The organism is Advenella sp. EE-W14, assembly GCF_012923605.1.
GTDB classification, from domain to species: domain Bacteria; phylum Pseudomonadota; class Gammaproteobacteria; order Burkholderiales; family Burkholderiaceae_B; genus Advenella; species Advenella alkanexedens.
This window is the reverse complement of sequence record NZ_JAAVNG010000009.1, coordinates 271,195-283,559: the sequence shown is the minus strand read 5'-3', so window position 1 is coordinate 283,559 and position 12,365 is coordinate 271,195. Positions and strand designations below refer to the sequence as shown.

The following is a 12,365-nucleotide window of genomic DNA, read 5'->3' as shown; positions in this document are numbered from 1 at the left end:
GATAAAAAGAAGTTTCTTATTCCAGGGTCAGCAACTGGGACCGGTTCAATAACAGGATGCAGTGTGAAGTTGTTGCCGTTTCAAGAAAAACAGGATCCAGGGTCGGGAAGGCATTGATGAAGTTTTCATATTCATGGCCAATTTCCAATACGATGAAACCATCATCTTTAAGGTGGCAGGGGGATAGTTTTAAAATCCGGCGGATAAGCGCCATGCCGTCCTCTCCACCGTCCAGGGCCAATTCCGGCTCATTCTGGTATTCAACAGGCAAGGTTTTCATGGAAGTGCTGTTTACATAGGGCGGGTTGCAAATAATAAAATCATATTGCTTCTGGCCTAGCGCTTCAAACAAATCGCTTTGTATCACATTTACCCGGTCTTCAAGGCCATACATGGCCACATTCAAGTGTGCCAGACGGATCGCATAGTGGGAAATATCAACCGCATCAACGGTGGCATTCGGAAAGGCCAGTGCCGCCAATATGGCCAGACATCCGGAGCCAGTGCACATATCCAGAATATCGGCGGTATTTTCAGGATCAATCACCCAGGGGGTCAATTGTTCTGAAAGCAACTCTGAAATGGGCGAACGGGGAACGATGACCCGTTTGTCGGCAATGAACTTGTGTCCTTGCAGCCATGCCTCACCAAGCAAATAGGCCAAGGGGATCCGTTTCTTGACGCGTTGGTCTATCAGCTTGAGGCAACGTTTTTTTTCTTCTTCGAGTAAACGCGCATCCAGAAACGGGTCCAGCGTATCAAGCGGCAGATTCAGGGTATGCAAAACAAGGTAAACCGCTTCATCCCATGCGCTGTCGGAGCCATGGCCAAAAGACAGCTTGGCTTGGTTGAATTGGGAGACCGCAAAGCGGATCATGTCCCGGACGGTTTTAAGTTCGTTATGAGTTTTTGTCATGAAGGGCAGTTAAGTGCAAAGTAAATAATTAAAGCAGAAGATGTTCGAGTGTGCGACGGTAAATGTTTTTCAGGGGTTCCAGCGTATTGATGGCGATGTGTTCGTTGACTTGGTGAATACTGGCGTTTATCGGGCCGAATTCAATCACTTGCGGGCAAATTTTGGCAATGAAACGTCCATCAGAGGTACCACCGGTCGTGGATAATTCGGTGTTGATACCGGTTTCATCCATAATCGCCTTGGCAATGGCATTGCTTAATTCTGCCCTTGGCGTCAGGAAGGGCTCTCCGCTGAGTGTCCAAGTCAGGCTATATTCTAACCCATGCTTTGTTAAGATTGTGTTAACCCGGTTTTTAAGCTGCTCGGCGGTGCTGGCGGTTGAAAAACGGAAGTTGAATAAAATGCGGGCCTCACCGGGCACGACATTGCTGGCGCCGGTGCCTGCATGAAAATTGGAAATCTGGAAGGTGGTGGGCGGAAAGTATTCATTGCCCTGATCCCATTCAGTCCTGGCCAATTCATCAAGGGCGGCTGCGCACAGGTGAATCGGATTGCGGGCCAGGTGTGGGTAGGCAACATGCCCCTGTTTTCCCTTGATGATCAGCTCTCCGTTGAGGGAACCCCGGCGCCCGTTTTTAACCACATCACCCAGTTGCTGGTCTGAAGTGGGTTCACCCACAATACAATAGTCAAGACTTTCATTTCGTGCCTTTAATGCGTCACAAACCTTGACGGTGCCGTTAACCGAAGGCCCTTCTTCGTCAGCGGTAATCAGCATGGCAATAGAGCCTTTGTGATGGGGATGGGCCTGCACAAACTCTTTGGTGGCCACCATAAAAGCGGCAATCGAGCTTTTCATGTCAGCGGCCCCGCGTCCGTACAAGATGCCGTTTTTTTCAGTTGGGGTAAAAGGATCGGTGTCCCATTTTTCAAGCGGGCCGGTAGGGACAACGTCCGTGTGCCCGGCAAATACTAGTACCGGAGACGCTGTGCCTTTCCTGAGCCAGAGATTGTCGACCTCTTCAAAGCGCATGTTTTCTGCAATAAACCCCAAAGGGGCCAGATAGGTGGAGATTAAATCCTGGCAATCCTGGTCTTGCGGGGTTACCGAAGCGCGGCTGATCAGATCTTTGGCCAGGTCAAGCACAGCTGTTGTCATGTCAATCAAGCCCTTAGCAAGTCGTTGATACTGGTTTTGGAGCGGGTTTGTGCATCAACCCGTTTTACGATGACTGCGCAGGCAAGGCTGTGTGAGCCATCGGCAGAAGGCAGGGAGCCAGGAACGACCACAGAGCCAGACGGAATGCGACCGTATGTGATTTCACCCGTTTCACGGTTATAAATTTTGGTGCTTTGGGAAAGGAATACACCCATGGCCAGAACCGAATTCTCTTCTACAATGACCCCTTCAACCACTTCCGAGCGGGCACCGATAAAACAGTTGTCTTCAATAATGGTGGGGTTGGCCTGCAAAGGCTCCAGCACACCGCCGATGCCTACGCCACCGCTCAGGTGAACGTTTTTTCCAATTTGGGCGCAGGAGCCAACGGTTGCCCAGGTGTCCACCATGGTGCCTTCATCGACATAAGCACCAATATTTACATATGATGGCATGAGGACTACATTTTTTCCGATAAATGCGCCACGTCTGGCAATGGCCGGTGGCACGACCCGGAAGCCGCCGTTGGCAAAATCCGTGGCGGTATGGTTTTGAAACTTGAGTGGCACCTTGTCATAAAACTGCATGGGTGCGTGATTCATGATTTCATTGTCCTGGATCCGGAAAGATAATAAAACGGCTTGCTTCAACCATTGGTTGACAACCCATTCTGTTTGTTTTTTTTCTGCGACGCGAAGGCTGCCGTTATCCAGACCGGCCAAGGCCGTTTCTATGGCATCTCGCACTTCAGGGCTGACATTTGATGGTGACAGCTCGTTACGGTTTTCCCATGCTTGTTCAATTGTGTTTTGCAATGCGCAGTTCATGATATTTTTCCCGGTGGGGAGGTTGTGTTGGAAAAGGGTGTCGAATAAATGGGTTCACATGCTGATGAGGCGTGCTTTCAACGGTTGTTTTTAATAAAGCGGGCCATCCGTTGCGCACCCTCAAGGCATTGCTCAAGAGGAGCAACCAGGGCAATGCGAATGCGGTTTCTGCCCGGGTTAATGCCATGGGCATCGCGTGCCAGATAGCTGCCTGGTAAAACGGTGACGTGCTCTTGTTCAAATAATTGCAGTGTGAATTCGTCATCGGGCATAGGGGTGCGTGCCCAAAGGTAAAAAGAAGCGTCGGGCATTTTTACGTCCAGGACGTTGGCCAAAATGGGGTACACCGCTTCAAATTTGGCTTTATACCGGGCGCGGTTTTGTGCGACATGCGCCTCATCATTCCAGGCGGCAATACTGGCGGCGCTGAATACCGGACTCATGGCGCTGCCATGATAGGTTCTGTATAGCAGGAATTTTTCCAGCAGGCGGGCATCGCCAGCCACGAAGCCCGAACGCATGCCGGGAACATTGGATCGTTTGGACAGACTGGAAAAACAGACCAGATTGGGGTAGTCGGGGCGTCCTGCCAGTTGGGCTGCCTGCAGGCCGCCTATTGGCTTGTTTTCATCGGAGAAATAAATTTCTGAATAACACTCATCTGAGGCGATGATAAAGCCATAGCGGTCAGACAGTGCAAACAGGGTTTTCCAGTCTTCAAGTGGCATGACATTGCCCGCGGGGTTGCCGGGAGAGCATACAAATACCAGTTCGGTTTTTTCCCAGACATCCGCCGTGACGCTAGACCAGTTGCTGCCAAAATTTTTGGCGGGGTCTGCATTCAGATAGTAAGGGGTGGCACCCGCGAGCAGGGCTGCTCCTTCGTAGATTTGGTAAAACGGGTTGGGGCAAACAACCAGGCTGTTCGGTCCGCCGTTGATCATGGCTTGCGTGAAGGAAAAAAGTGCCTCGCGTGAACCGGTGCAGGGTAGAACCTGGGTTTCAATATCAGGGGCAGGAATATCGTAGCGACGGGCTATCCAGTTGGCGATAGCCTGGCGTAAAGCCGGATCCCCTTTGGTGGGCGGATAGGAAGACAGGCCGGAAAGATTGTTTTTAATGGCCTCTTCAATCAGCGCTGGGGTAGCGTGTTTGGGCTCGCCAATAGATAGATTGATGTGCGTGTTGTGTGTGGGAGGGGTGGCATTGGCAAGCAATGTCCTGAGTTTTGTGAAGGGATAGGGCTGTAGTAAATCTAGTCTGGCATTCATGTGATTGAAATGTCCGTTTGGGTTGCAAGGTCTTGTTTTTTATTATGCAGGACACATCATTCTATCACTGGATTTGCTTTTGTTTTGTTTGAAAAAATGAATATGGCCTCAAAAAATAGGCAATTTGAAACACGCAGACTAAGGGGGGGCTGACAGTGACGAATGCACTGATAAGGAGAGGGTGTTTTTTATGATTTCTTATGGTGCGAGCGGAGAGACTCGAACTCTCACACCTTTCGGCGCTGGAACCTAAATCCAGTGCGTCTACCAATTCCGCCACGCTCGCAACAAAGAAGAAGTAATATAATTCATTTATCTGGTTTCTGGCAAGATAAAGTACTGAGAATATTGTGAATTTATGAGTTTTATTGATTTTTTGTGGTTAAAAAACAATAAATCACCTTGGTTTTAATGGATCAGGTCTTATTCGAGTTTTATGGTTTCAGATAAAAACCATAATATCCTGCACAAGAAAAATGGTTTTTCGGTATGTGGCATAGGCTAGGCTTGCTAGTGCTAGTCGCCAGTGCTGTCCAGATCCTTAATCAGGTTTTGTTCTTCAAGTAAATCCAGGTATCTTCGGTATTCAGATTGACTCAACCAACTTAAATTGCTTTTGGCCCATTCTTCTGTGTCTGGTTCCTGTTGAGCCTCATTCTCTTGTATTGTGTCTTTTTCATTCAGTTGCTCCTGGTTTTTTATAATGGGCCTCATAGGTGGTTTCTCGGTTTGATTTAGATAAGTTTTATTGGTTTCGTTGGTAATGACAATGCGTGACGGGTATTCGCACGGATATTGCCGCCAGTTTCATTATGCACTTTTATTATAAAAAAGCATGTTAATAAATATCAAATGTTTTCAAAAATTGATATTTGTTATGAAATACGGAAAAGGCTTTTGTTGAATAAATAAGCTTAACGGACTACTATATTCTTAATTCCCATTGTTTAAGGAGAAGTGTGATGAGTGATCATGTATATAAACAAATTGAATTGACGGGATCATCCAAGACAAGTATTGAAGATGCCGTGAGTAATGCCTTGGCAAAAGCCCATGAAACCATCAGGAATATTCAATGGTTTACCGTTACGGAAACGCGGGGGCATGTGGTAGAGGGTAAAGTGGCTCATTGGCAGGTATCCATCAAAGTGGGTTTCACGTTAGAGTAACGGCAGAAGGCCCGCCTGTTAAAATGGGGCAGTTTCCAAAGAAAAGGTCTGGTATAACACCAGACCTTTTTTGTTACCCGTTTGTCGGTCTGGCGGGCAGGTCGACACAATTGAACGAATGGTTTTTCAGTTCAAATTTTCCCGGAGAGCATTGTCAAGTTGATCGATCACTTCAGCCCAGTCGGCATCTTCAATTTTCTCTTCCCTGAGCAAGGCTGCCTGCGCTTCGTTCCAGAATGGGGCATCCTCGAGCAGAATATCGGGAGGCAGTGGAGAATGCTGAACCAGAAAATGGCGTATGCCCGCTTCATCGGACGGCAAACCAAGTTGGGCAAATAATTCCGAAAAACGGTGATATGACTTTTCCATGGTGATCCTTTATGAAGTTTGTCTTTACACGATCTTTTTAATACCTTTTATCGGGTTTGGCAAGCGCAGATGATGGAGATGGCAATGGAAAACCCCGCATGGTTATTGTTTCAAATGCTTGTCATAAACAAAATTGGCCTGATATCAATTCAGGCCAATTTTTCAAACATCCAGGCAATTTTCAGGATGCGTTAAGATTTAACAGCTACTTTTCGGGTTTCGTAAAACTTCAATCCCACCAAGGCAATGGCCAGTGCGGCAATAATACCCGGTACGGCAAAAGCCATGAAATTCTGGTGATGGGGCAGGCTAAGTTGCATCAATACACCGCCCAACATGGGTCCTACAATGGCGCCAATTCTTCCCACACCCGACGCCCAGCCCAGGCCGGTGGAACGGATATGCATGGGATAATATTGCGCCACATAGGTATAAAGCAGGATTTGTGAGCCGATCGTGGCTGCGCCGGCGATCATGACCAGAAAATACAGGAAATAGGTGTTGCTGCGAAAGCCAAGCAGGGTAATGGCGATGGCACCCAAAATGAAGAAGGTGACCAGTACGCTCTTCAGGTTGAATTTATCGGACATGTGGCCGCCCAGGATGGCACCTATCATGCCGCCAATGTTCATGGCAAACAGGAACATCAGACCTGATTTCAAAGGGTAGCCAGCGGTTTGCATTAATTTGGGTAACCAGGAGCCAAGGGCATACACCATGAGTAGGCACATGAAAAAGCTGATCCAGAAAGCAATGGTACTGATTGCCCGTTTTTCACTGAATAAGTCCAGAATGGGTATTTTCCTGGCAACCACTTCCTGGCGGACCAGTTCATATTGATGGGTGGCAACGATTTGAGGATCGATTTTGGCCAGAATCGTTTTAACCTGGTTATCTTTATTGTCCCGTAACAGGAAACCCAGTGACTCGGGCAGCAGCTTCATGATCAGTGGCAACAGAAGCAGTGGAATGCAACCCAGATAGAACATAATTTCCCAGCCCCAAGTTGGCACAATCCAGATACCCAGGCCGGCCGATAACATGCCGCCAACCGCATAGCCGCTAAACATGAGGGCAACCAGTGTGCTACGGATTTTTTTGGGCGCATATTCGGAAATCAGGGCCACGACATTGGGCATTACGCCTCCAATGCCCAGACCCGCGATGAACCGCATCACGGCAAATTGGCCGGGGGTTTGGGCAAAGCCGCAAAGAAATGTAAACAGGCTGAATAAAATGATACAGAGCAGAATCATTTTTTTACGCCCGAATTTATCGGATGCCGTACCCAATGTCATGGCCCCCACCATCATGCCGAACAGGGCAATACTGCCCAGGGAGCCCGCTTCAATCGGCGTCAGTTGCCATTGATCCATCAGGATCGGCAGAACCACACCATAAATAACCAGGTCATAACCATCAAAAATAATGATCAGGGTGCACCAGAATAATACATTCCAGTGAAACGACCTGAATTTTGCCTCGTCAATGACATGGTTTATGTCAACTTTCCTCATTTTCCTTCCTCCTTGTTGATATAACTGCAAATATTTTTTTAAAAGTGGTTACTGAAAAATTTTTTGTTACATTGAGTTTTTTTTATTTCATTAAGCGGTGTTTTAGTGATTGATACTCAGTGTTTTCAGGATGTTTTTTTGTCGGTTAAGGCTGTTTTGCTGTTCATGATGAAAAATGCTAGCAATCCGATAACAATCCCCCAGAAGGCCGAGCCCAGACCCCACATGGACATGCCTGAGGCAGTGGCCAGAAAAGTAATCAGTGAAGCTTCGCGGTGTTTCGTGTCTTCAATAACAATGGTCAGGTTGGCTGTAATGGCGCCAATCAGGGCCAGTCCGGCCAGAATGGTAATCAGTTCCTTGGGCAAGGCCGTGAAGAGCATCACGATGGTGCCCGCGAAAAGCCCGCCGATGAGATAGAAAAGCCCGTTTGAAATGCCAGCGACATACCTTTTACTCGGGTCTTCGTGGGCATCTTTACCGGTGCAGATGGCCGCTGTAATGGCAGCCAGGACAATGGTGATACCACCGGTAAAGGCAACCATTGCAGAGGCCAGGGCAGTAATAACAATAATGGCCTTGGCCGGTACCCGGTATCCCGCCAGATTCAGGATCGTCATGCCAGGCAGGAATTGGCCGGTCAGGCTGACCAGAGTGAGCGGGATGGTAAAGCTCAGGAATGTCGCCAGATCAAACTCGGGCGCAATCAAAACCGGCATGGCCAATTTTGGGGACAAAATGCCCAGGTTGGTTTTGTCCAGTAAAAAGGCAATGGTAAAACCCACAATGGCTACAATGACAATGTTGTAGCGGGGCAGGTAACGCCGGGACAGAATATAGGCCAGAATCATCCCCACGGACAGCAAGGGGGACAGGGCGCTGGCCTCAAAGGCCCGCAGCCCGAACTGCAATAAAATACCGGCAATCATGCCCGCGGCAATGCCCTGGGGAATCAGGCGAACCGCCTTGTCAAAGTAGCCGGTAATACCAATGATAAACAGCAGCAGGGCCGAACTCAGGTAAGCACCCACGACCTGGCCCATGGTAATTTCCGGGAAAAGGGATATCAGCAACACCGTGCCGGGGGCTGACCAGGCGGTGACCACAGGTACTTTAAGCCACCAGCTAAGAAAAATACCCGAAATGCCGGCACCGATGGAAATGCCCCAGACCCATGAAACCATCATGTCATTGGAAATATTGCCCATGGAGGCCGCCTGGAAAAATATAACCAGGGGGCCGGCATAGGAAATAAGTACGGCCAGGAATCCGGAAACGATAGCGGAAATTGACCAATCAGTGGTTTTTTGTTTTAAGGGATATTTTTGCCCGGTATGTACCTTGTCTAGCCTGTCATTCATGACGGTTTACCCCATTCCCAGGTCGCCGCCGCCAACAGGCAACACCGTGCCGGTGATGTAGCTGGCTTCATCAGAGGCCAGGAAAAGAATGGCGTTAATCTGTTCCTGTATGGTCCCATAGCGCTTCATCAGGCTGCTTGATACCGTCTGGTCAACAATGGCCTGGTACCAGACTTTCTCCTGTTCTGATAACGGTTTTGGGTTGCGGGGTATTTGACGCGGTGGCGCTTCGGTGCCTCCCGTGGCAATCGCGTTGATGCGAATGTTGTTTTCAGCATGCTCCATGGCAAGGCTCATGGTCATGGCATTGACACCGCCTTTGGCTGCCGCGTAGGGGATGCGATGGATACTGCGCGTGGCAATGGATGAAATGTTCACAATAACACCGCTTTTCTGGCTGATCATGGTGGGCAAAACGGCGCGGCAGCTCCATAGCGTGGGAAACAAAGAACGGTTCACTTCTGCCAGGATTTCGTCGGGCGCATATTCCTGATAGGGTTTGGCCCAGATGGTGCCTCCTACGTTATGAATCGAGACATCAATTTTGCCGTATATCTCAAGGGCACTATTGGCGACACCCTGGGCGCCTTCCCAGGTTTCCAGGTCAGCCAGCACCGCATGGGCTTGCCCGTTATTGTCATTGATGCGTTTGGCAACGTCCTGCACCAGCAGATTGCGGTCTGCCAGGATGACTTTACCACCTTCGGCAGCAATGGCAGTGGCCACGCCTTCTCCAATGCCCTGGGCAGCGCCCGTAACAATAACAACCTTATTTTCAAAGCGTGCATTCCGGTTCATGGATTAGGCCTCGCTGGGTGAAAATTTTTCATAATGGAAGTTTTTGGGTATCAGGTTTTCCTGTTCCAGCCAGCCGCGCACGGCTTCCACCATGGGGACGGGGCCACACAGGTAAATGTCAACCTCCCCTTCATTCAGCCATTCTTTTTCGATATGCTGGGTGACATAGCCTTTTCTTGGGTGCTGGCTTTCTTCGGCCACCACACAGGTTGTATAGTTGAACCAGTCGTGTTTCTCACTGAGACTGTCCAGTTTTTCAAGTGCAACCAGGTCATTATCATTGGTAACGCCAAACACCAGGTTGACCGGGTAATGGCAACCTGAAACCTCCAGGCTGTCCAACATGGACAGGAAAGGGGCAATGCCGGTACCACCTGCCAGGAACAGGGCAGGGCGCACGACCGGGCGCAGGTAAAAACTGCCATACGGACCGGTAAACGAGATGGGCTGGCCAACCTGGGCCTGCGTGGTCAGGTAAGTGCTCATTTTACCTTGGGGTACATTGCGTACGACAAAGCTGCTGTTCTTGTCCATAGGGGCCGAGCTGAATGAATACGAACGGGTCAGGTCCGTGCCGGGAATCTGGACGTTGACATATTGGCCGGGCAAGTAAATCAGGTTTTCCGGGTTGGGAAGATGAATGCTGAAGGCAATCGTTGAATCGGAAACTTTTTCAAGCGAAGAAAGCGTGCCTTCAAAACGGGTGACGCCTGTCTTGCAGGCTTCAGAGGAGGCGTTAATCTTGACCACACAGTCGGAAGTAGGTCGCATCTGGCAGGTCAGGACAAACCCTTGCTCCGCTTCTTCTTCAGTCAGAGCATCTTCAATATAAAGTTCTGCCGGCATGTCGTAATTGCCTGATTCGCAGAAGCTGCGGCATGTGCCACAAGCGCCGTCGCGGCAATCCAATGGAATGTTCAGCTTTTGGCGATAGGCGGCATCTGCCACGGTTTCGCCTGATTTACAGCTAATGAAGCGGGTTATACCATCTTCAAACTGCAGTGCAATAGTATGCTCCACAACATTTCTCCTGGGTTTTGGGATAGATGAATAAAATGCTTTCGGGCAAGCCTGTCCTTAGCCGGACAGGCACCGAATTTAAATGTGATAAATATCAATCAGCTGGTTGATGTAATCGTTTTTCAGAACCACATATTTGCGTTTTATGAGGGGTTCGGCATTGGAAAAATCAATCGTGTAACGGGACATGCCAAAATAACTGTAGCAGGTTTTGTAACGAAAGCTCAGTGTATGCCAGTTGAACCGGACGGTCACCACCTTGCCTTCCTGTGATTCAATTTCCAGGTTGGAAATATTGTGGCTGGTACGGGTATCAGGCAATGTGGCGCTGGAACGCTCTGTCTTGATCCTGAAAACACGGTCTTCCAGTCCACCCCTGTCAGGGTAGTAAATCAGGGAGATTTCCTGCTCGGGATTGGTGGTCAGGGTATCGTTATCGTCCCAGGCGGGCATCCAGAATTGCGCATCCTGGTCATAGCAGTTTAACCACTCATCCCATTGTGCATCATCAAGCAGGCGTGCTTCTTTGTACAGGAATTGCTGTATGGTTTCGTAAGGAATAGCGCTCATTAATTTTTCTCCTGTTGCTGTGCAAGAGCTTTTTTCATGACTTCTGACCAATATCTGTGCTGAACGGTATAAAGGCCTTCATCTTCGGTTTTCAGGCCGCTCAGGACCGGTTTCAGTCCCAGGGTTTCGGCTGCCTCATCGGGGCCATCGATCCAGTGTACGGAACCGCGGCTCATGTCATTCCACTCCATGGCAATGCCGTTATAGCCAGCCTGGCAGGAGCGGAACTCTTCCAGATCATCGGGGGTGGCCATTCCGCTGGCATTGAAAAAGTCTTCATATTGGCGGATGCGACGGGCCCTGGCTTCCTTGTTTTCACCCTTGGGGGCAATGCAGTAAATGGTGACTTCGGTTTTGTCAACGGACAGGGGGCGCAATACCCGGATTTGTGAACCGAACTGGTCCATCAGGTAAACGTTGGGGTATAGGCACAGGTTGCGTGAACGTTCAATCATCCATTTGGCTTTTTCTTCACCAAAATTCTTGATGTAGTCTTCTTTTTTGGGGAAATTGGGGCGGTCTTCAGGGTTGGCCCACTGTGTCCACAAAAGCATATGACCATAATCAAAAGCATAGAAACCACCGCCTTGCTGACCCCATTTTCCGGCGCTCATGGCCCGGATTTTGTCTTCCTGGGCTTCTTTTTCCTTGCGCTGGTTGGTGGTTGCCGCATAATTCCAGTGAACCGCTGTTACATGGTAGCCATCGGCGCCATTCTCGGCCGTCAGTTTCCAGTTGCCTTCATAGGTATAGGTTGAAGAGCCTTTGAGCACTTCAAGGCCTTCTGGCGACTGGTCTACAATCATGTCAATGATTTTTGCCGCCTCACCCAGGAATTCTTCAAGGGGCACGACGTCTTCGTTCAGGCTGCCAAACAGAAAGCCACGATAGTTCTCAAAACGGGCCACTTTTTTCAGGTCATGTGAGCCGTCCTTGTTGAAGCATTCCGGGTAACCGGCCTCAACAGGATCCTTTACTTTCAGCAGTTTGCCACTGTTGTTGAATGTCCAGCCGTGAAACTGGCAGGTATAGGTTGCCTTGTTGCCGCGTTTGAAACGGCACAATTGCGCACCCCGGTGCGAACAGGCATTAATGAAGGCGTTCAGTTCCCCCTGACGGTTGCGGGCAATAATTATGGGCTGGCGTCCCATATAAGTGGTGTAATAATCATTGATTTCCGGAATCTGGCTTTCATGGGCGAGGTAAATCCAGTTACCTTCGAATATGTGTTTCATTTCCAGTTCAAACAACTCCTGATTGGTGAAGATGCTTCGGTGGACGCGATAGTCGCCTTTTTCCTTGTCTTCAATCAGTAAATTGTCGATATTTATCTGGGTTTCCAGTGCTGCAGTCATCAGCTTTCTCCATTTTTAAGCAAAAATCTGGCT

General features: G+C 49.2%; 13 protein-coding genes and 1 tRNA gene. 1 reads left to right on the top strand and 13 read right to left on the bottom strand.

Going from position 1 to position 12,365, the window contains the following annotated elements:
• Positions 1–16: 16 nt before the first annotated feature.
• From prmB to HCX92_RS08600, 6 genes are all read right to left on the bottom strand, one after another.
• Complete coding sequence (prmB, locus tag HCX92_RS08625; RefSeq protein ID WP_169294538.1) at positions 17–916, bottom strand: 50S ribosomal protein L3 N(5)-glutamine methyltransferase; 900 nt, start codon at positions 914–916, stop codon at positions 17–19.
• A gap of 28 nt (positions 917–944) precedes the next feature.
• On the bottom strand, positions 945–2,075 hold the full coding sequence (dapE, locus tag HCX92_RS08620; RefSeq protein ID WP_169294537.1) for a succinyl-diaminopimelate desuccinylase: 1,131 nt from the start codon (positions 2,073–2,075) through the stop codon (positions 945–947).
• Between the two features lie 5 nt (positions 2,076–2,080).
• The gene (gene dapD, locus HCX92_RS08615; protein WP_169294536.1) at positions 2,081–2,902 is read right to left on the bottom strand and encodes a 2,3,4,5-tetrahydropyridine-2,6-dicarboxylate N-succinyltransferase; all 822 of its coding nucleotides are present in this window, start codon (positions 2,900–2,902) and stop codon (positions 2,081–2,083) included.
• 77 nt (positions 2,903–2,979) lie between these two features.
• On the bottom strand, positions 2,980–4,173 hold the full coding sequence (gene dapC, locus HCX92_RS08610) for a succinyldiaminopimelate transaminase (protein WP_169294535.1): 1,194 nt from the start codon (positions 4,171–4,173) through the stop codon (positions 2,980–2,982).
• A 201-nt stretch (positions 4,174–4,374) separates the two neighbouring features.
• Positions 4,375–4,459, bottom strand: a tRNA-Leu gene (locus HCX92_RS08605).
• A gap of 230 nt (positions 4,460–4,689) precedes the next feature.
• Positions 4,690–4,887, bottom strand: coding sequence for a hypothetical protein (locus HCX92_RS08600; protein ID WP_169294534.1), 198 nt, complete (start codon positions 4,885–4,887; stop codon positions 4,690–4,692).
• Positions 4,888–5,135: 248 nt separating this feature from the next.
• Here HCX92_RS08600 and HCX92_RS08595 point away from each other — a divergent pair, with 248 nt between their 5' ends.
• Positions 5,136–5,342 carry a dodecin gene (locus HCX92_RS08595; RefSeq protein WP_169294533.1) on the top strand — a complete coding sequence of 69 codons (207 nt, stop codon included), beginning with the start codon at positions 5,136–5,138 and terminating at the stop codon, positions 5,340–5,342.
• 126 nt (positions 5,343–5,468) lie between these two features.
• On the opposite strand, the gene HCX92_RS08590 is transcribed toward HCX92_RS08595, so the two are convergent.
• The 7 genes from HCX92_RS08590 to benA all read right to left on the bottom strand — a co-directional run bounded on the left by HCX92_RS08590 (position 5,469) and on the right by benA (position 12,332).
• A complete protein-coding gene (locus tag HCX92_RS08590; protein WP_169294532.1) occupies positions 5,469–5,711 on the bottom strand; it encodes a DUF2789 domain-containing protein in 243 nt (80 codons plus the stop codon).
• A 191-nt stretch (positions 5,712–5,902) separates the two neighbouring features.
• Positions 5,903–7,228: an aromatic acid/H+ symport family MFS transporter gene (locus HCX92_RS08585; RefSeq protein ID WP_169294531.1), complete on the bottom strand. Its 1,326-nt coding sequence runs from the start codon at positions 7,226–7,228 to the stop codon at positions 5,903–5,905.
• Between the two features lie 125 nt (positions 7,229–7,353).
• Positions 7,354–8,589 carry a benzoate/H(+) symporter BenE family transporter gene (locus tag HCX92_RS08580; protein ID WP_169294530.1) on the bottom strand — a complete coding sequence of 412 codons (1,236 nt, stop codon included), beginning with the start codon at positions 8,587–8,589 and terminating at the stop codon, positions 7,354–7,356.
• 6 nt (positions 8,590–8,595) lie between these two features.
• Positions 8,596–9,387 carry a 1,6-dihydroxycyclohexa-2,4-diene-1-carboxylate dehydrogenase gene (locus HCX92_RS08575; RefSeq protein WP_169294529.1) on the bottom strand — a complete coding sequence of 264 codons (792 nt, stop codon included), beginning with the start codon at positions 9,385–9,387 and terminating at the stop codon, positions 8,596–8,598.
• 3 nt (positions 9,388–9,390) lie between these two features.
• On the bottom strand, positions 9,391–10,407 hold the full coding sequence (benC, locus tag HCX92_RS08570) for a benzoate 1,2-dioxygenase electron transfer component BenC (protein WP_169294528.1): 1,017 nt from the start codon (positions 10,405–10,407) through the stop codon (positions 9,391–9,393).
• Positions 10,408–10,485: 78 nt separating this feature from the next.
• Positions 10,486–10,977: a benzoate 1,2-dioxygenase small subunit gene (gene benB, locus HCX92_RS08565; protein WP_169294527.1), complete on the bottom strand. Its 492-nt coding sequence runs from the start codon at positions 10,975–10,977 to the stop codon at positions 10,486–10,488.
• The gene (gene benA / locus HCX92_RS08560; RefSeq protein WP_169294526.1) at positions 10,977–12,332 is read right to left on the bottom strand and encodes a benzoate 1,2-dioxygenase large subunit; all 1,356 of its coding nucleotides are present in this window, start codon (positions 12,330–12,332) and stop codon (positions 10,977–10,979) included. Before benA ends, benB begins: the two co-directional genes overlap by 1 nt.
• Positions 12,333–12,365: the final 33 nt, after the last annotated feature.

Excerpts from the sequence above, each read along its gene's own strand:
- dapE (WP_169294537.1), bottom strand. The coding sequence starts at position 2,075 with ATGACAACAGCTGTGCTTGACCTGGCCAAAGATCTGATCAGCCGCGCT.
- HCX92_RS08575 (WP_169294529.1), bottom strand. The coding sequence starts at position 9,387 with ATGAACCGGAATGCACGCTTTGAAAATAAGGTTGTTATTGTTACGGGC.
- prmB (WP_169294538.1), bottom strand. The coding sequence starts at position 916 with ATGACAAAAACTCATAACGAACTTAAAACCGTCCGGGACATGATCCGC.
- HCX92_RS08580 (WP_169294530.1), bottom strand. The coding sequence starts at position 8,589 with ATGAATGACAGGCTAGACAAGGTACATACCGGGCAAAAATATCCCTTA.
- HCX92_RS08595 (WP_169294533.1), top strand. The coding sequence starts at position 5,136 with ATGAGTGATCATGTATATAAACAAATTGAATTGACGGGATCATCCAAG.
- benB (WP_169294527.1), bottom strand. The coding sequence starts at position 10,977 with ATGAGCGCTATTCCTTACGAAACCATACAGCAATTCCTGTACAAAGAA.
- HCX92_RS08585 (WP_169294531.1), bottom strand. The coding sequence starts at position 7,228 with ATGAGGAAAGTTGACATAAACCATGTCATTGACGAGGCAAAATTCAGG.
- HCX92_RS08590 (WP_169294532.1), bottom strand. The coding sequence starts at position 5,711 with ATGGAAAAGTCATATCACCGTTTTTCGGAATTATTTGCCCAACTTGGT.
- dapD (WP_169294536.1), bottom strand. The coding sequence starts at position 2,902 with ATGAACTGCGCATTGCAAAACACAATTGAACAAGCATGGGAAAACCGT.
- benA (WP_169294526.1), bottom strand. The coding sequence starts at position 12,332 with ATGACTGCAGCACTGGAAACCCAGATAAATATCGACAATTTACTGATT.
- dapC (WP_169294535.1), bottom strand. The coding sequence starts at position 4,173 with ATGAATGCCAGACTAGATTTACTACAGCCCTATCCCTTCACAAAACTC.
- HCX92_RS08600 (WP_169294534.1), bottom strand. The coding sequence starts at position 4,887 with ATGAGGCCCATTATAAAAAACCAGGAGCAACTGAATGAAAAAGACACA.